This is a genomic window from Thiorhodovibrio winogradskyi (assembly GCF_036208045.1).
GTDB classification, from domain to species: Bacteria; Pseudomonadota; Gammaproteobacteria; order Chromatiales; family Chromatiaceae; genus Thiorhodovibrio; species Thiorhodovibrio winogradskyi.
The window spans coordinates 1,473,352-1,490,741 of the sequence record NZ_CP121472.1; the positions used below are offsets into that span (position 1 = coordinate 1,473,352).

Here is a 17,390-nt window from a genome sequence, read left to right on the forward strand (position 1 = left end):
GAGTCGATGCGAAAGATCAGGGCCAGATGCCGCGTTGCCGCAGGACATGGGTCAGGCGTTCGAGGGATTCCACCAGCGCGGCGGTGCGCAGATCGTGGCGTTTTGAATCGCCTTTCATCGTATCCGTGGGTGGCGAGAACTGGCGCCAGCGAGAAGCCACCCTGTCGGTGGCATCGTTCATGCGTACCCGCAGCTTGCTGTTTATTTCTTCGAGTGGCCAGGTGTGGTGCTCGATGTTTTGCACCCACTCGTAGTAACTCACGGTGACGCCGCCGGCATTGGCCAGGATGTCCGGTAGTACCAAAATACCCTTGTCGGTCAGGATGTCATCGGCCTCCGGCGTGATGGGCCGATTGGCGCCTTCGACGATCAATCGGGCCTTGATCTGCACGGCATTGCCAGAATGAATCTGCCCGCCAAGCGCGGCCGGAATCAGCAGGTCGCACTCAAGTGCCAGTAGCTCCGCGGGGGTGATGTTGCGGCTCTCGGCAAAGCCCAGCACGCTGCCGGTTTCAGCCTTGTGGCGAGCGAGGGCGGCCAGATCCAACCCCTCGGGGTCGAGAACGGCGCCACGCGAGTCGCTGATGGCGATGATGCGCGCGCCGCGCTCGTGCAGCAGTTGTGCCGCCACCCGGCCGACCTCGCCATAGCCCTGAATGACGACCCTCGCGCCGGCCAACTCACTCAGGCCCGGCACCGCGCCAAGGGATACCAGGCGCTCGGCGCTGTAGACACAGCCACGTCCGGTGGCCTCGTCCCGTCCCTCGGAGCCGCCGAGTTCCAGCGGCTTGCCCGTGACCACCGGCAGATTGTTCTTACCGGGATGCATGGCGTCGAAGGTGTCCAGAATCCATGCCATGGTCTGTGAGCTAGTGTAGAGATCCGGCGCTGGAATGTCGGTATAAGGACCGATGTTGTCGCCAAGTTCCGAGATGAAGCGGCGGGTGATGTGGCGCAGTTCGCGCTCGCTCAAGTCTTTGGGATCGCAAGTCACACCACCCTTGGCGCCGCCGAAGGGTACGCGCACCAGGGCGCATTTCCAGGTCATGAGCGCGGCCAGGGCACCGACTTCGGACAGGGACACCCGGGGGTGGTAGCGGATGCCACCCTTGCCGGGTCCGAGCAGCCGATTGTGCAGGACTCTGTAACCGACGAAATTCGCCAGGCTGCCGTCGTCGCGCTGAATGGGCACATTGACGGTAATGGTGCGCCTTGGGTGGCGCAGCACCTGAATCATCCCGGGGTCAATGTCGCTGAAGTGGGCACAGGCGCGCGCGAATTGCACATCGATGATGCGCTCGGGATCGAGTTCGCGCGGGGCCGGGCCAGTGGTTTCAGCGGTTGGTTGTTGTGTGTCGCTCATGGAGTTTGTCCAAACGTCATCCGACCTGAGGAAATTGGGGCGGTCCGGCCGGGGCGACCCTCAGGCCGCCCCGGGTGGACTTGGAGGGCAAGCTCTCGGCCAGCCATCCCATCCCATTCCGCCCCATCCTGTTCCATCCGAACTCGCTAGCGTTTCCCAGGCGCCGGTGGTCGCACCGGATCAAGCCGCCAGATATCGCGGTTGTACTCGGCGATGGTGCGATCAGAGGAGAAATAGCCGCTGTGGGCGGTGTTAAGCATGCTCATGCGCAACCAACGCTCGCGATCCTGATACGCCTCGGCCACCTGCTCCTGGGTTTGGCGGTAGCTGTCGAAATCGGCCGCCGTCAGCCAGGGGTCGTTGGGATCGCGGATGCTGTGGATGATGGGGTCGAAAATCCCCTGCTCGAACTGACAGAAATGGCCGGATTCGAGCAAGGCCATGGTCTCGGCCAAGGCGGGGGAGCTTGCAATGATGCCATTGGGGTCATAGTGGCCGCGGGTGCGCTCGACCTCCTCGGCGGTAAGGCCGAACAGGAAGAAGTTTTCATCACCCACCTTGTCGCGAATCTCGATATTGGCGCCATCCAGGGTACCGATGGTGAGCGCGCCGTTCATCATGAACTTCATGTTTCCGGTGCCCGAGGCCTCCTTGCCGGCGGTGGAGATTTGCTCGGACAGATCGGTTCCCGGGGCCAGGACTTCCATCACCGAGACGCGATAGTCCGGAATGAAAGCAATGCGCAGTTGCTTATTGACCTTGGGATCGGCATTGACCACGGCGGCGACATTGTTGATCAGCTTAATGATGCGCTTGGCCATTTCATAGCCGGGCGCCGCCTTGCCGCCGAATAGTGTGCAACGCGGTGTGCCGAGGTCTTCACCGCGCTTGATGCGCGCGTAGAGATAAATCAAGTGCAGGACATTGAGCAGTTGGCGCTTGTACTCATGGATGCGCTTGACCTGCACGTCGAACAAAAACTCGGTCGGGAAGTCGACATCGCAGGCGGCCTTGACCATGGTCGCGACGCGCTCTTTGTTGCTTTGTTTGATCTTATCCCAGCGCTCACGCATGGCGGCATCCTCGGCCGAGGGTGCCAGGCGTTCGAGCAGGGAGAGGTCATTGACCCAGTCCTCGCCGATGGTGTCGTTGAGCAATTCGCGCAGACCGGGATTGCACATGGCCAGCCAGCGGCGCGGAGTGACGCCATTGGTCTTGTTGTTGAACTTATCCGGCCAGAGTTCATAAAAATCCCGGAACAGCCCGCGAATCAGCAGCTCCGAATGCAGCGCCGCCACGCCATTGACCGAGAAACTGCCGACTATGGCCAGGAAGGCCATGCGCACCTGTGGATCATCTCCCTCCTCGATCAGCGACATGCGCCGCTGGCGATCCATGTCGCCCGGCCAGCGCCCGGCCACCTCGGACAGAAAGCGGGCGTTTATCTCGTAGATGATTTCCAGTAGCCGAGGCAACAATTGTGCGAACAGCCGCACCGGCCAACGCTCCAGTGCCTCGGGCAGCAGGGTGTGGTTGGTGTAGGCCATGGTCTGGCTGGTGATGGCCCAGGCGTCCTTCCACTCCAGGTAATGCTCATCCATCAGCTGGCGCATCAGTTCGGGCACCGAGACTGCCGGATGGGTGTCGTTGAGCTGGAAGCAGTTCTTCTCGGCAAAGTGGGTAAAGTCCTTGCCGTGTAGACGAATCCAGTCGCGCATCACATCCTTGATGCTGGCGCTGGCGAGAAAATACTGCTGGCGCAGCCGGAGTTCCTTGCCGCACTCATTGGCATCGTTCGGGTAGAGCACCATGGTGATGTGCTCGGCGTCGTTCTTGGCCGCGACGGATTCCGGATAACTGCCGGCGTTGAATTCGCCGAGGTCGAATTCATCGGTGGCGGCGGCCGACCACAGGCGTAGCGTATTGACGGTGTCGTTCAGGTAGCCGGGGATAGGAATGTCGTAAGGCACAGCCAGCACATTGTTGGTGTCGACCCAGCGCTTGTGCGGGCGTCCGTGTTCGTCGGTATAGTCCTCGGTGCGGCCGCCGAATCTAATGCGCTGGGTGTATTCCGGGCGCTCCAGTTCCCAGGGAACGCCATCACGCAGCCAATGATCGGGTTCCTCGACCTGATGACCGTTTTCGATCAGTTGGCGGAACATGCCGTATTCGTAGCGTAGTCCGTAGCCTTTTACTGGCAGTTGCAGGGTGGCGCAACTATCGAGAAAACAGGCCGCGAGTCGACCCAGGCCGCCATTGCCGAGGCCGGCGTCCATTTCAGCGGCTTCAATTTCCTCCAGGATCAACCCCATGTCGTGCAGGTTTTTCGCGGCACCTTCGGCCAGGCCCAGATTCATCAGGGCGTTGCTCATGGCGCGGCCCATCAGGAACTCGAGCGACAGATAGTGGGTGCGCTTGCAGTTGGCGACATCCTGCGCGGCGCGGGTGCTTTTCCAGCGCTCCATCAGCCGATCACGCAAGGCGACGGCCAGAGCCTTGTAGGGGTAGTAGCTGGAGCGGCAATCGCGATCACGGCCAAAATTATGCGCGTAATAGTGCTGAAAATCTCTGGCTAGCCCGGGGCCGTCCATCGCCAGGGGCGGCAGGTCGAACAGGCTGTCGTTAGGAGAGCTCTCGCGAAGGTCTTTGAACGGAGACATGGAATAACCTTAAGAAAAAAACAGGGAATAAGACATCTCGAGCACTGGCGTCATCCTGTCAGCGCCCGTTAGGATTGCGTGCGGAGCCCCTTCGGACCCAGCCCGCGGCATGGCGGCAGTGTAGCAAAAGCGTCCGAACTTGTTGGTGATGGATCGCGCTGCTTGAGTTGCCTCGGCACCTTCAATAAGAGACAGCCGTGATGCGCCAGCGCAGCGGCGCCGGGCGCAGCAGCAGGTTGATGGGTTGTCCGTTCTGCTGTTCAAGCTTGATCAGGAAACCATGGGGAGGGGCGTAAAAGGCATGGCGAACACGTTCTAACAGCTGAGTCTGACTGCTCTCATCGCGCAGCAGTCCGGCGATCCATTCGAGCGTGACCAGGTGCTCAAGGGCTTTGGTTCCCCGCTGTTGCAGACCCTGCTCGATCCATTCGATGAAGGGATCCGAAACCTCTCCAATGCGGCTCTTGAGGTCTTTGTTGAGGCGGCGGCGAATCTGATCGCGCACCGCCGCCAGGTCGATGAAGGGGCGCAGCGCTTCCGGCGTGGCCGAACTGGCCGCGCGACTCATGCGCCACAGGGTCCAGTAGGGCGAGGCGAAGAGCAGCGCCGCGATCAGCGCCAGGCTCAGGAGAGCGCGCCAGGTCCATTTCGGCAGGCGCAGAGGTCGGTCGCGCAGTTCGTGGAATTCGCTCATCCACCACTGCCAGCGATGCTGGGGCGGTACCTGGGTCATGCGGCCGCCTCGGCCTTTTCCAGAGCTTCGCTGGCCAGGAGCCAGTCCTGTTCAACACAGGCTAGATCGGTGTCCACTTTCTGCTTTTCGGAAATCAGCGACAAGAGTCGGGCTTTGGCGTCTTCCTGGTACAGGGCGCTGTCGCCGAGCGCGCTTTCCAGCTCGCCCTGGCGTGTGCCGAGATGATCCAGACGCTGCTCAAGCTTACTCAGGCGCCGGCGCAGCGGCAGAGTGCGGGCACGGGCCTCGGCCTCGCGCCGGCGCTGATCCTTGCGGGCATCGCGTTCGCCAGCATTTGGACTGGCATTGGCGCCAGCCTGGGAGTCAGTGCCGATGTTGGCAGCGGCCGCTCCATTGAATTTGGTTGCGGCTGGTGTTTGGTTGCGTGCGGCGAGCCAAGCGGGGTAGTCGTCGAGGTCGCCGTCAAAATGAGTCACCTGGCCCTGGTCGACCAACCATAGCTCGTCGCAACTCAGGCGCAACAGATGACGGTCGTGCGAGACCAGCACCAGAGCCCCGGCAAAGGCCTGGAGCGCGCGGCTGATGGCCAAGCGCATGTCGATGTCGAGATGATTGGTCGGCTCGTCAAGCAACAGCAGATTGGGACGCTGATAGACCAGCAATGCCAGGGCCAGGCGTGCTTTCTCGCCGCCCGAGAAGGGAGCAATGGGGTCGGTGACGCGCTCGCCACCAAAGCCAAAACCACCGAGATAGTCGCGCAACCCCTGTTCCGGACGCTCCGGGTCGAGGCAGCGCAGATGCCCGAGGGCCGAATCATCGGGATTGAGCTGGTCGAGTTGATGCTGGGCGAAATAGCCGATCTTCAGCCCCTCGGACGCAAGGCGCTCGCCGCTCGCCGGCGCCAGATGGCCAGCGAGAAGTTTGATCAGGCTGGACTTGCCAGCACCATTGGGGCCAAGCAGGCCGATGCGGGCGCCGGGTGCGAGGCTGAGATCAAGCTCCCGCAACACCGGGGTTTCGCCATAGCTCACCCCAGCGCCCTCGAGCCTGAGCAGCGGATTGGCCGCGCGCGCCGGTGCAAAAAAAGCAAAGGAGAAGGGCGAGTCGATATGCGCCGGGGCGATCAACTCCATGCGCTCTAGCGCCTTGAGTCGGCTCTGGGCCTGGCGCGCTTTGGTCGCTTTGGCGCGAAAGCGGTCAACAAAGCTGCGCGCATGGGCGATTTCGCGCTGCTGTTTTGCGTGTGCCGCCTGCTGCTGCGCCAGTCGCTCGCCGCGCTGGCGTTCGTAGGCGGAATATCCGCCGTTGAGCAGTCCCAGTCGGCCTTGCTCGAAGTAGCAGATATGGGTGGCAATGGCGTCGAGAAAATCGCGATCATGTGAAATCAGCAGCAGGGTGCCGGGGTAGTCTTTCAGCCAGCTCTCGAGCCAGATCACGGCGTCAAGATCGAGATGGTTGGTGGGTTCGTCGAGCAGCAGCAGGTCGGAACGGCACATCAGTGCCTGGGCTAGGGCCAGGCGCATACGCCAGCCGCCCGAGAAGCTGTCGATCGGGCGCTGTTCGCTGCCCGGTGCGAAGCCCAGTCCCTGCATTAATCGCGCGGCGCGGCTTTCGGCGCGGTAGCCGTCAATGGCCTCAAAGGCATCGTGCAATTTGGCCAGGTGCAGGCCCTGGTCCGCCGCGCCGGCTGCCGCCTCCATCTCATTGTTCAGGCGGCGCCAGGGTGCATCGCCGTCGAGCACAAAGTCCAGGGCGCTTTGCTGGCCTGACGGGGTTTGCTGCGCGACCGCCGCCAGTTGCCAGGTCGGCGGTAGGCTGAGTTCGCCATGGTCGGGTGTCAACTCGCCGCGCAGCAAGGCAAAGAGGCTGGATTTGCCGCAGCCGTTGGGGCCCACCACGCCAAGGCGCTGGCCGGGGTGAATGCGCAGATCGGCCTGCTCGAACAGCAGAATGTGGCCGCGTCTGAGACTGAGCGCGCGCAGTTCGATCATGCCCGCGATGGCCTTTGGGGTTTCGGATTTGATGACGCGCTTGCTGGCCCAGTTGCTGGCCCAGTTGATGGTTGGCTCCATCTCTGGCCCGATGTTGCGCCGGGCGCGTCGCCGCGATCCAGGCGGCGGTAGCCGATGGCTTCGCTCAGATGCGCTGGTGTGATGGCCGGACTCTGATCGAGATCGGCGATGGTGAGCGCGAGCTTCAGGATTCGATGATAGGCGCGTGCCGAGAGTGCCAGGCGCTGTATGGCGGTGCCAATCAGGGCGCGGCTGGTATCGTCGAGCTGGCAATGTTGCTCGATGCCGGCGGGTTGCAATTGGCTGTTGGGAGCGCCGCTGCGCGCCTCGGCCCGGGCGCGTGCGGCGCACACCCGCTCGCGCACCGCGGCACTGGATTCACCGGGAAGGCGCGGGCCAGCAAGCTCGGCCGTGCTTAGCCTGGGAACTTCGAGCTGCATATCGATGCGATCAAGCAGGGGACCTGAAATACGGGCACGATAGCGCCCGACCTGCTCGGCGGTGCAGCGACAGCGCCCGCTCGGGTCGCCAAGATAGCCGCAGGGACAGGGATTCATGGCGGCCAGGAGCTGAAAGCGTGCGGGGAACTCGGCCTGGCGTGCGGCGCGCGAGATATGAATACGCCCGGATTCAAGCGGCTCGCGCAGCACCTCCAACACCCGGCGGTCGAACTCGGGCAGTTCATCCAGAAAGAGCACCCCGTGGTGGGCGAGCGAGATCTCGCCTGGGCGCGGATGACTGCCGCCGCCGACCAGGGCCGGCCCGGACGCGGTGTGATGGGGTGCGCGAAAGGGCCGTTCGCGCCAGCGGCTGCGATCAGGCTGCTGGCGTCCCACCACTGAACGCACGGCCGCCGCTTCCAGGGCTTCTTCTTCGCTCAGGGGCGGCAGAATCCCGGGCAGGCGGCTCGCGAGCATGGATTTGCCGGTCCCGGGCGGGCCGACGAACAGCAGGCTATGAGCGCCTGCGGCGGCAATTTCCAGCGCGCGCTTGGCCTGGGGCTGGCCGCGGACTTCGTCCAGGTCGGGCAGCGGGGCGCCGGTCGGTTTGGAAGCGGGTTGCGGTTGGTGAGGCGACAGCGCCTCGATCTGGTTCAGGTGCTGACAGACATCAAGCAGATGGCGCGCGGGCAGGATGCGCAAATCGCGCACCAGGCTAGCTTCATCGGCGTTTTCAACCGGCAGCACCAGTGCGCGCCCGGCCGCGCGCGCGGCCAGTGCCGAGGGCAATACGCCTGAAACTGGCCGCAGAGTGCCAGAGAGGGCCAACTCGCCCAAGAACTCATGCTCGGCGATGGCCTCGGGTTGCAATTGCCCAGATGCGCCAAGAATGCCAAGTGCAATGGGTAGATCGAAGCGACCGCCATCCTTGGGCAAATCAGCCGGCGCCAGATTGATGGTCACGCGACCGTCCGGAAACTTGAAGCTGCCGCTGCGCAGCGCTCCTCGCACCCGGTCCTTGCTCTCGCGCACCGCCATTTCCGGTAATCCAACGATGGACAGACCGGGCAGACCGCCGGCGGTCTGTACCTCGACGATCACCTCGAGTGCCTGTATGCCATAGGGCGCGCGGCTATAAAGAATACTGAGACCCACAGGCCACTCGCTCGCCACTCATTGGTGGTGTTTTGGCCATCTGGCGAGAATGTTGCCGCACATCATGCTCGAGTGGCTCAGGTCTTGGCAGCGCGAGCCGCTTCCTCGAGCTCGGCCACGCGTGCTTCGAGTGTTTCCAGTTTGGCGCGGGAGCGTGCCAGCACCGCGGCCTGGATATCGAACTCCTCACGGGTGACAAGGTCAAGCCGGCTCAAGCCCGCTTCGAGCGTGGCGCGCATGCTGCGCTGTAGGTCTTCCTGCAACACCTGCACTCCCTTGGGCATCGCGGCGCTGAGACGGCGGGCGAGGTCGTCGAGTTGTTTTGGATCCATCATATCGAGGCTACCTGTTCTTGGCATAAGGAAATACCGGTCATTATAAGCCTGATCAGGTGTCGCGTCGCCGGAGGATTCATGCACCGTATCGGTGCGTCGATGCCCTGCTTGCACCCATCACTCGCCCAATGATAGTGCGTCAGGACGGTGCGTTTTTACAACAAATGCCTGAAAACCGTTGTCTTTTCGTAACATTTCAGGTTGGCATGCGTTATGCTTATCCAGTGATCGAGGTTCAACTGCTCCCGTTTTGCGGAGCTCAAAGCGGAGCCTGGTGCCCATTTTCTTAACTCGCAAACGAATGTAAGGATGAAAAGCGCATGAAAATCGACGCTATGAAAGACACTCAATCGACCAAGCCGTCGCCGCGTCAACTCAGCAGTCTTGCAGCCGCGGTCGCGCTGTCACTGGCCGGGACCAGTGTTGCCTTCGCGGCAGGGCCTTGGTCTCTCAGTGCCAATATCGGTGCTGTTTCCAACTACATGTGGCGTGGTGTCACGCAGACAGGTGATGGCGCGGCTGTGCAGGGTGGGGTTGATGCTGCCCATGAGAGTGGTTTCTCGGCAGGCACTTGGGCGTCCAACATCGACTGGGACGATGGCAGCCAAAGCGTGACGGGTTTTGTACAAATCAACCCAAATACCGGGGCGCCAATCAATACCCCGAATGGCTGGCTGGTCCAGGGCACCACATCCGGCTCCAATGCCGATTCGCCGACTTATGAGCTTGACTTTTATGCCGGGTTTGACTTTGCCTTGCCCGATGAGAACGCCAGCCTGGGCATCAATACCATTTACTACGCTTATCCCGACAGCAAAGATGAGGTTGATTTCTGGGAAATTGGTATTTCCGGCGGCTATGATTTCGGCGCGGCAGCCGTGTCTGCCGGTATTCAATATACCGCCTGGGGTGGCAAGGCAAATAAAGACGCACTTTACTATGATGGCGACTTTTACTACAACGCCGCCTTGGATATCCCTCTTCCCCAAGAGTTCAGTTTCGGAGTTTTCGGTGGCTACTACGACTTTAAGCATGACGAAGAGGTCTACCGGGAAGCCGGTCGCCTCAGGACGGCGAGTTACGACTATTGGCACTGGGGTGCGTCCATAAGCAAAGAGGCCGGTGACTTTGGCACCTTCAGCTTGACCTATGAGCAAGTCGACGGTGAATCCACGAATGCCGGAGATTTGTGGGACCAAGATGCGAAGGTCTGGGTGGGCTGGAACAAGGAGTTCTAAGCTGCCCGAGTAGTCTGATCTTCTCAAGAGGCTAATTGCGCGGGGTGGCCGCCCCTGGTGGTCACCCTAAAACAACACACTAAGGAGCTTATGCAATGAAGCTGGTTACAGCAGTCATCAAACCATTTAAGCTCGATGACGTGAGGGAGGCGCTGGCCGACATCGGCGTGTCTGGCATCACCGTCATTGAGGTTAAGGGGTTCGGTCGGCAGAAAGGCCATACCGAACTTTATCGCGGCGCTGAATATGTCGTCGATTTTCTACCCAAAATCAAGGTAGAAATCGCTGTCGACGACGCACTGGTCGAGCAGGTGATCGAGGCGGTCACCAACGCGGCCCGCACCGGCAAGATTGGAGACGGCAAGATTTTCGTCTTTGAAGTTGATCAGGTCATCCGCATCCGTACCGGCGAGACCGGTCCAGACGCGCTTTAAGCGAACTTCACGGGAGGAACCAAAAGTGGAACAACCGACTGTACAGCTCGCCTATGCGCTGGATACCTTTTATTTTCTCATCTCGGGCGCGCTGGTCATGTGGATGGCCGCGGGCTTTGCCATGCTCGAGGCCGGTCTGGTTCGCGCCAAGAATACGGCCGAAATTCTGACCAAGAACGTCGCGCTCTTCTCCATTGCCTGCATCATGTACATGCTGATGGGTTATGGAATCATGTACCCGGGTGATGATTTCGCCGGAGGCTGGCTGCCGCATTTCGATTTCAGCTTCATGTTTGGTGGCGATCATGAAGTGGCCGAGGTGCTGGCGAGCGATGGCGAGACTTATTACTCCTTGATGGCGGACTTCTTTTTCCAGGTGGTCTTCGTTGCCACGGCAATGTCGATTGTTTCAGGAGCCGTGGCCGAGCGCATGAAGCTTTGGGCCTTCCTGGCCTTCGCGGTGATCATGACCGGCTTCATCTACCCGGTGCAAGGTTATTGGAAGTGGGGCGGTGGCTGGCTCGACGCGATCGGCTTCAATGACTTTGCAGGCTCTGGCCTCGTCCATCTGTGCGGTGCTTCCGCGGCTCTGGCCGGTGTTCTGCTGCTCGGCGCACGTAAAGGGAAATATGGCAAGGACGGCAGCATCAACGCAATCCCCGGCTCCAACCTGCCGTTGGCGACCCTGGGTACCTTTATCCTGTGGCTGGGTTGGTTTGGCTTCAACGGGGGCTCGGAGCTAAAAATCTCCGACATCGGCGAGGCCAACGCGGTGGCGGCTGTCTTTGTCAATACCAACATGGCAGCTGCTGGCGGGCTGGTGCTGGCTTTGATCACGGCGCGGATTATGTTTGGCAAGGCCGATCTTACCATGGCGCTCAACGGTGCCTTGGCTGGCCTGGTGGCCATCACAGCCGAACCCCTAACGCCAATTCCCATCGCCGCGACCCTAATTGGCGGTGTTGGTGGCGTGATCGTCGTCTATGCCATCGTCACCATGGACAAGCTGCGTGTCGATGATCCAGTCGGCGCCATCTCCGTCCATGGCGTGGTCGGTATGTGGGGCCTGATCGCCGTGCCTCTGACCAATAGCGAGGCGTCCTTTGTCGCGCAGTTTATTGGACTCTTTAGCATCCTGGCTTGGGTGTTCGCCAGCTCATTGCTGGTGTGGTTCCTGATCAAGCTGGCCATGGGGCTGCGCGTCAGCGAGGAAGAAGAGTACGAAGGTGTCGATATTGGCGAATGTGGGCTTGAGGCCTATCCGGAGTTTGTCAAGGCTGGGAAGTGATGCTGCGCTAAGACCGCATCATGCTGGCAGCGGGGCCTTCGGGCCCCGTTTTTTGTGCTCAGGTTTAACTCAAACACAAAAGAATGAACTTCAAGCATAAAGTACGGCACCGGGGTCACGGCTGTAGCTTGTTTTCCTCTGGCGCCGGGGCACCAAACTCACGATTTGCCTTGTGCTCAAATGCGCGAATCACCGGGGTCAGGGTGAGTCCCTGAACCATAATGGAGAACACCACGATCATGTAAGTGACGGTGAGGATGAGGTCACGGATGCCGCCAGGTGGCAAGGAGAGCGCCAGGGCGACAGAGATGCCGCCTCGAATGCCGCCCCAGGTCAGTATCGCGATAGTACCAGGGGAGAGATTTCGAAATCCGCGATAAAGCCCAAGTGGTACACCAATGCTCAGCGCGCGAGCCATCAACACCAATGGGATAATCAGTGCGCCGGCGAGCAAATAGTTCTCCCCAAGCGTCAAGGCAAGGACTTCAAGCCCAATCAGCACGAAAAGCACAGCGTTAAGGGATTCATCCACCAGTTCCCAGAATGAATCCAGGTGCTCGCGCGTTTTCATCGACATGGCGCCATGGCGTCCCTGATTACCAATCATCAAGCCGGCAACGACCACGGCAATGGGGGCCGATAGATGAACATGCTCGGCCAGTGCATAGCCACCACTAGCGACGGCAAGCGTCAGCAAGACTTCCACCTGATAGTTGTCAATACGCTTTAGCATTTCGAGAGCAATCTGTCCAACCATCAGTCCGAAGAGCGCCCCACCAATCGCCTCTTGCGCAAACAACACCAGCACATGGTCCAAGTGAATCTGCTGCCCTCCAATGGCAATATCAAAGAGCACCATGAAGAGCACCACTGCTACACCATCATTGAACAGTGACTCACCGGTGATTTTGGTCTCAAGGCTTTTCGGTGCACCAGCGCTTTTCAGCACCCCCAGGACAGCGATCGGGTCAGTTGGCGATATCAGCGCCCCGAACAGCAAGCAATAGAGCAGGGGAATGTCGAACCCCAGCAAAAGAAAGACCAGATAAGAGGAAAGGCCAACAATGATCGTGACCAGGACAACGCCCAGTGTTGAGAGAGCGGCGATGGTATTGCGGTGTTGTGCCAGGTCATGAATATTGACATGTAGAGCACCGGCGAATAGCAGAAAACTCAGCATGCCATGCAAAACCGTGGCATTAAAATCAACGCCTGAAAGCAACACTCGTGCGTCAAGTGCGATATGCTCATTGAGCGGAAATGGCAACAGCAGCGCCAGCGAGAGCGCTAACGCCATCATCATCAGACCGATCGCTGTCGGTAGCTTTAGAAAGCGGGCGTTGATCCAACTGAAGACCGCCGACAAGGAGATCAATACCGCGATGATGTCAAACAGACTCATATTTTCAGCTCCTGGCAAAGCCTCGGGTTTGGTTCGGATGTCATCATTTCGTTGCGGCTGGCCATGAAACCAGGCTCGAGATCTAATCGATGGTCACTAGAGTTCGAGGCACACTAGAGTCAAGCAAAGGTCTGGCGTTAGTGATCAACGGAAGTATCCCTCGCGCTATCGCGCATATAGCGAAGGACAGCTTGACCGAGAGCACGCATGAAAGGATAGGCAATGGTCTCGTACTCATACTGGCCATCGTTCATGATCTGATTTTTATTCGTATAGATGCTCGCCGATAGAAAAAAATCGACACCCTGTGACATATCACGGATGTAGGCAACATCGGACACAAAGCCATAGGACAGACCTACTTTATTCATAATCTGGAGATCATGCGGCATTCGCTCCAGTCCTCCAACCAGAAGGTACTTGCGAAAGCTGTCCGGTTGGCTGCCTCCGGCATCTCTCGGTCGCATTGCCATGGTTTTTAGCAAGAAAGCGCGATCCTTCTCACTGATCGAAAAGCGATGTTGTTCCGCGGCAACCCATGGCTCGACCAGGGCGATCAACATCTGATGGAGATCGCCAAGCGGAAGATAATTCTTGTCCGAAAAATCCATGGGTTCATTCAAGGTTCCCAGTGCCGTGCGGGTTTTTCGTCCGACGCGCATGTCCCCTCGCGGTGGCGTCGCCACGTGTCTAGCTGTCCGCGATGCTTGTTGGTGGCGGATATTGCCAGCCTGATCAAAAAAGGTGACGGCGCCAGTTGTGTCGCCGAGGTCGCCACCGCAGCCGGGTTTAAAGCGGCGGTGAATCCTGCCCTGATAACCAAGCGTGCGCAGGCGGTTATTGATTCTGTCTTGTCCCAAGAATTCAAACAGCCGATTATAAGCGTCGTTATTGCTGTAGATGAAGATCTGTTCAATGCACTCCTGGACGCTATTGCAGCTATCGGCCGGGTACTGACTGCATTGATTTGCCGGAACAATTTTAAACTGATTTTCTTTGCTTAAACCCAGCTCCTTGAGTCGCTCGAGTGCGAAGAGCGCGATGGGCAACTTCACCAGGCTGGCTGGATAATAGTAGTGCTCGTCCTGGTGAAAGCTTGAATTGATCAAGCGCGGGCGATTCGAGGGCTTGCGCTCGATCTGGGTAAAGATTATTTGTATTCGATATCTCTCGGAATTTTCAATGTAATCGCGTAGCAGGGGATCAGTTTGCAGGATTTGCATTAGCACCTCGGATTCCTTGGAAGGAAAAGATGCCTGCCTGAGCGTCATTCTTGGGTCGGTATGGGAACCCGAGTTTCTACTGGCACTGTGGTCGGATTTCGCGGATGACATGGAGCAGCCCTGAAGTAGCGGAAATCCGTAGATCACCAAGGCAATCAAAGCGAGCAGTGGCAGGTAGGCTTTTGGGCAGGGTGCAAACATGATGATGTGTTGGTGCTCGCAAGCCTTCTGTGACATTGTGAATAAAAGGTGGCTCAATACTCAATCGTGAGTGACACTGGTACGCCGTGAAAGCTAGTCAGTCAGCGCGGCTGCGACCCTTCGCGTCATGCGTGAATTCAGGTGACTATTCCAGGCATACAACAAAAGTCCGCTGAGGACGGTTGCCAGTCCGACAATGGATTCAATAGGTTTCTCCCACAACAGGAACACCAACATCCAGCCCGTGATGATGAGAAAGATCAGGGGTGTCCAGGGATAGCCCCAGGTTAGGTAATGCTGTGGTCGTTGCTGATCGCGCGCCCGCACGATGAATAGCCCAATGACGGTTAGAAAAACGGACAAGGACAGGGTAAAACCGATGTAAATGAGAATTGCCTCGAAGGAAGAGGATAGGATCAGGTAACAGACGACCACAAACTGGAACAATAGAGCAAGGTAAGGAACACCATTACGATTAGCGCGTTGAAAAGCGGCGAAGATGGCATAGTCTTCGCCCATGGTTTGCAAGACCCGAGGTCCGGCCCAGGTCATGGCGCTGATGGTCGAAATGAGTCCAAAAGCGATCAGCAAGCTCATCGCGACTCCGGCTGTCTCGCCAAAGATATGGCGCGCGGCGATATAGCCAACTTCTGTTTGTCCGGCCATTTCCGAGATTGGGGCGCTGTAGAGAAAGACCGCGTTCAATAGCGTATAGAGCAGCATGACCGCGCTGGTGCCGCCAATCAATGCAATGGGTAAATTGCGTCTTGGCTCGTGAATTTCAGAGGCAATATAGATGGCCGCATTCCAGCCAGAGTAAGCATACATGACATAGACCAGGGACACGGCGAACTCACTGGACAGGATTTCGGGAACTACTGCTGGTGAATAAGCAAAGGAGATGGGTTGTGGTGTTGCCAAGGCAAAGCCAAACAAGATGAACAACAGCACCAAGATCACCTTTAGCGTGGTGACCAGGATCTGAAACAGGCCAATGGTACGAAGTGGGAAAAGATGAATGAATGTGACCGCCATGACCGCGATCACCGCGATACTCGTCATCCATGGGCCATGGGTATTTAGCCCCAAAACTGACGTCAAATAGCTCGACATTGCGATTGCGGCCGCCGCGACCGGCGCCGCGAAACCGACAGCGATTGAGATAAAACCAGCTAGAAAACCGATCACGGGATGATAGATCCGCGACAGCATGTGATATTCACCACCGGAGCGGGGCATTCGCGCGCCGAGTTCAGCGTATACCAGGGCGCCGCATAGCGCGACCAGACCGCCAATGATCCAGAGTGCCAGCACGGCAAGGGGTGACTGAATGTCAATGACCTGATAACCGAGGCTGGTAAAGACTCCGGTGCCAATCATATTGGCTACGACGACCGCGGCGGCCGCGGAGACTCCAATGGCGGGTTTCGAAGGCATGTCAAGTGATGGGGCTGGCGAATGGAGAGAACGTGGAGGTTAGCACAGGGAGGCGCGATGCGTTGCCTTTAAGGGCGGGAGAGGGATCCTGCGTTCTCCTTGGACGCGGGTTTGGCCAAGGGCTGGCGGCGGCGGGCAATAAGATGATTCTGCGCGGATGTCCACCAGTGGTATCCCATGCTGAAGGGTAAATTGTCGATGGAATGGGCTTTTGTCATGTAAGCTTGATTCAGATCCGGCTGAAAGACACCGCTGAAGTCACGAATTGGCGTGGTATAACGGCCGAACAAGAGAATATCCCAGTCGGCCTGGTCGAAGTCACGATAGGGTATTCCGGTATCATCTTGAAAAACCGAGTCACTGACCGCGAGCGTTAGCCTCCGGACGCGGCTGAAAGTGGCATAATGCAGTAGATAGGATGCGGATTTAATGAAGGTATTGGTTGGACCCAGGCCCGTGACATAGGTCTCCAGTGCCCTACAATCCTTAAGACCGGCGTCAGATACGTCGAGCCGCAGATAGGTTACCTGTTTTTCCGGGCTGTTGTCGTTGGCCCGAAATCGAACGCGCACCCCTGGGATGTTCGCACAGTCCGCTGGCCTTGGGTCGCGCGATTCGTCAGGCGACGCATCGGCATCGTCGGTTACAAGGCCCCGCGATAAATGCTCGGATGTGTTGGTGTCAAAACGGCCATCGGGCAATAGCCACCCGTGCTCTATCGCTAGCACCTCATAGCCGCCGCGGGCGATAAAGACCAACAGAAGCGGCAACACTCCATCAAGCTCGCGCCGGTTCAGGTCGCTCGACATGCGACCGGTAATAAAATAGCCTCGCTGATAGATATCACGCAGCGCCCATTGCACGGCGTCGAGGAGTTGATGTCGCTCCTCGGGCGTTGCATCCGGGTGAAGCTCAAGCGAGCCGGGTGGCTCAAGCCCAAACAAGAGGTAATCCTGGCTGTGCGGATAAAGCATCAGCGCATGAATCATGTCCGGACCTCCAAATGGATAATAGACCGGCAAGTCAGGAAGAATCTCCGACGCCAAGACCTGCGCCTGCCAATCGCGCATGGGCTGAAAGCGGTCCTGTTCAAGCGCCTGCCAAGCCGTATTAAAGGACTCTTGGTAACTTTGCCACTCATCATCGACGAGTGATTGATAAGTCGAATGTTCGGGTAACGGCAGTCCTGCCAGGTAGCGGGCGGCATCACCGGGCTGCGCGGCGGCTGGCATGCAGGCAAGGGCGGTAATGAGAATCCACCCAATACACAGCATCCATGAACTTGAGGCCGGGAATCCCTGGTTTTTCATTGGCTAACCTGAACTACAAAATAGAAACAATCACAATTTTTCATTATGTTTAAGGAATCCTATCGTTAACAAGTCTGATTCGATCCTCGAAGCTCGCGATCAGCCACCACCCGGGCGCGTGCCTGATCCGCCGCCAGCGCGAGGTGAGGGCGCACAGCAAGGTGTCGAGGAATACCAGCTCTGGCACTTTGGGGCGAT

At 58.7% G+C, this 17,390-nt stretch carries 13 protein-coding genes; 3 read left to right on the plus strand and 10 right to left on the minus strand.

From position 1 onward, the window contains the following. Nucleotides 1-16: 16 nt before the first annotated feature. The 6 genes from Thiowin_RS06700 to ubiK all read right to left on the minus strand — a co-directional run bounded on the left by Thiowin_RS06700 (nt 17) and on the right by ubiK (nt 8,659). On the minus strand, nt 17-1,363 hold the full coding sequence (locus Thiowin_RS06700; protein WP_328986969.1) for a Glu/Leu/Phe/Val family dehydrogenase: 1,347 nt from the start codon (nt 1,361-1,363) through the stop codon (nt 17-19). A gap of 146 nt (nt 1,364-1,509) precedes the next feature. Further along, nucleotides 1,510-4,023, minus strand: coding sequence for a glycogen/starch/alpha-glucan phosphorylase (locus tag Thiowin_RS06705; protein WP_328986970.1), 2,514 nt, complete (start codon nt 4,021-4,023; stop codon nt 1,510-1,512). 181 nt (nt 4,024-4,204) lie between these two features. Next, nucleotides 4,205-4,756: a DUF2939 domain-containing protein gene (locus tag Thiowin_RS06710; protein ID WP_328986971.1), complete on the minus strand. Its 552-nt coding sequence runs from the start codon at nt 4,754-4,756 to the stop codon at nt 4,205-4,207. After that, nucleotides 4,753-6,708, minus strand: coding sequence for an ATP-binding cassette domain-containing protein (locus Thiowin_RS06715; RefSeq protein ID WP_328988020.1), 1,956 nt, complete (start codon nt 6,706-6,708; stop codon nt 4,753-4,755). Before Thiowin_RS06715 ends, Thiowin_RS06710 begins: the two co-directional genes overlap by 4 nt. Continuing rightward, nucleotides 6,705-8,324, minus strand: a complete 1,620-nt coding sequence (locus Thiowin_RS06720) for a YifB family Mg chelatase-like AAA ATPase (protein WP_328986972.1) — start codon at nt 8,322-8,324, stop codon at nt 6,705-6,707. The genes Thiowin_RS06715 and Thiowin_RS06720 overlap by 4 nt, the downstream gene beginning before the upstream one ends. A gap of 77 nt (nt 8,325-8,401) precedes the next feature. Beyond that, a complete protein-coding gene (ubiK, locus tag Thiowin_RS06725; protein ID WP_328986973.1) occupies nt 8,402-8,659 on the minus strand; it encodes a ubiquinone biosynthesis accessory factor UbiK in 258 nt (85 codons plus the stop codon). 320 nt (nt 8,660-8,979) lie between these two features. Here ubiK and Thiowin_RS06730 point away from each other — a divergent pair, with 320 nt between their 5' ends. The 3 genes from Thiowin_RS06730 to Thiowin_RS06740 all read left to right on the plus strand — a co-directional run bounded on the left by Thiowin_RS06730 (nt 8,980) and on the right by Thiowin_RS06740 (nt 11,619). Beyond that, nucleotides 8,980-9,897 (plus strand): TorF family putative porin, encoded by a 918-nt coding sequence (locus tag Thiowin_RS06730; protein ID WP_328986974.1) that lies wholly within the window; start codon nt 8,980-8,982, stop codon nt 9,895-9,897. A gap of 95 nt (nt 9,898-9,992) precedes the next feature. After that, nucleotides 9,993-10,331 carry a P-II family nitrogen regulator gene (locus Thiowin_RS06735; RefSeq protein ID WP_328986975.1) on the plus strand — a complete coding sequence of 113 codons (339 nt, stop codon included), beginning with the start codon at nt 9,993-9,995 and terminating at the stop codon, nt 10,329-10,331. Between the two features lie 25 nt (nt 10,332-10,356). Beyond that, nucleotides 10,357-11,619, plus strand: a complete 1,263-nt coding sequence (locus Thiowin_RS06740; protein ID WP_328986976.1) for an ammonium transporter — start codon at nt 10,357-10,359, stop codon at nt 11,617-11,619. A 115-nt stretch (nt 11,620-11,734) separates the two neighbouring features. Here Thiowin_RS06740 and Thiowin_RS06745 read toward each other — a convergent pair whose 3' ends face one another. From Thiowin_RS06745 to Thiowin_RS06760, 4 genes are all read right to left on the minus strand, one after another. Further along, nucleotides 11,735-13,021 (minus strand): cation:proton antiporter, encoded by a 1,287-nt coding sequence (locus Thiowin_RS06745; RefSeq protein ID WP_328986977.1) that lies wholly within the window; start codon nt 13,019-13,021, stop codon nt 11,735-11,737. Nucleotides 13,022-13,158: 137 nt separating this feature from the next. Beyond that, on the minus strand, nt 13,159-14,244 hold the full coding sequence (locus tag Thiowin_RS06750; protein WP_328986979.1) for a serine hydrolase: 1,086 nt from the start codon (nt 14,242-14,244) through the stop codon (nt 13,159-13,161). A gap of 294 nt (nt 14,245-14,538) precedes the next feature. After that, complete coding sequence (locus Thiowin_RS06755) at nt 14,539-15,825, minus strand: APC family permease (protein ID WP_408034172.1); 1,287 nt, start codon at nt 15,823-15,825, stop codon at nt 14,539-14,541. A gap of 125 nt (nt 15,826-15,950) precedes the next feature. Next, nucleotides 15,951-17,156, minus strand: coding sequence for a hypothetical protein (locus tag Thiowin_RS06760; RefSeq protein ID WP_328986981.1), 1,206 nt, complete (start codon nt 17,154-17,156; stop codon nt 15,951-15,953). Nucleotides 17,157-17,390 lie beyond the last annotated feature (234 nt).

Bases quoted from the DNA above. Each gene is read 5' to 3' on its own strand.
- Thiowin_RS06750 (WP_328986979.1), bottom strand. From the start codon at position 14,244: ATGCAAATCCTGCAAACTGATCCCCTGCTACGCGATTACATTGAAAAT.
- Thiowin_RS06730 (WP_328986974.1), top strand. From the start codon at position 8,980: ATGAAAATCGACGCTATGAAAGACACTCAATCGACCAAGCCGTCGCCG.
- Thiowin_RS06745 (WP_328986977.1), bottom strand. From the start codon at position 13,021: ATGAGTCTGTTTGACATCATCGCGGTATTGATCTCCTTGTCGGCGGTC.
- Thiowin_RS06755 (WP_408034172.1), bottom strand. From the start codon at position 15,825: ATGATTGGCACCGGAGTCTTTACCAGCCTCGGTTATCAGGTCATTGAC.
- Thiowin_RS06705 (WP_328986970.1), bottom strand. From the start codon at position 4,023: ATGTCTCCGTTCAAAGACCTTCGCGAGAGCTCTCCTAACGACAGCCTG.
- Thiowin_RS06710 (WP_328986971.1), bottom strand. From the start codon at position 4,756: ATGACCCAGGTACCGCCCCAGCATCGCTGGCAGTGGTGGATGAGCGAA.
- Thiowin_RS06700 (WP_328986969.1), bottom strand. From the start codon at position 1,363: ATGAGCGACACACAACAACCAACCGCTGAAACCACTGGCCCGGCCCCG.
- Thiowin_RS06715 (WP_328988020.1), bottom strand. From the start codon at position 6,708: ATGATCGAACTGCGCGCGCTCAGTCTCAGACGCGGCCACATTCTGCTG.
- ubiK (WP_328986973.1), bottom strand. From the start codon at position 8,659: ATGATGGATCCAAAACAACTCGACGACCTCGCCCGCCGTCTCAGCGCC.
- Thiowin_RS06735 (WP_328986975.1), top strand. From the start codon at position 9,993: ATGAAGCTGGTTACAGCAGTCATCAAACCATTTAAGCTCGATGACGTG.
- Thiowin_RS06760 (WP_328986981.1), bottom strand. From the start codon at position 17,156: ATGCTGTGTATTGGGTGGATTCTCATTACCGCCCTTGCCTGCATGCCA.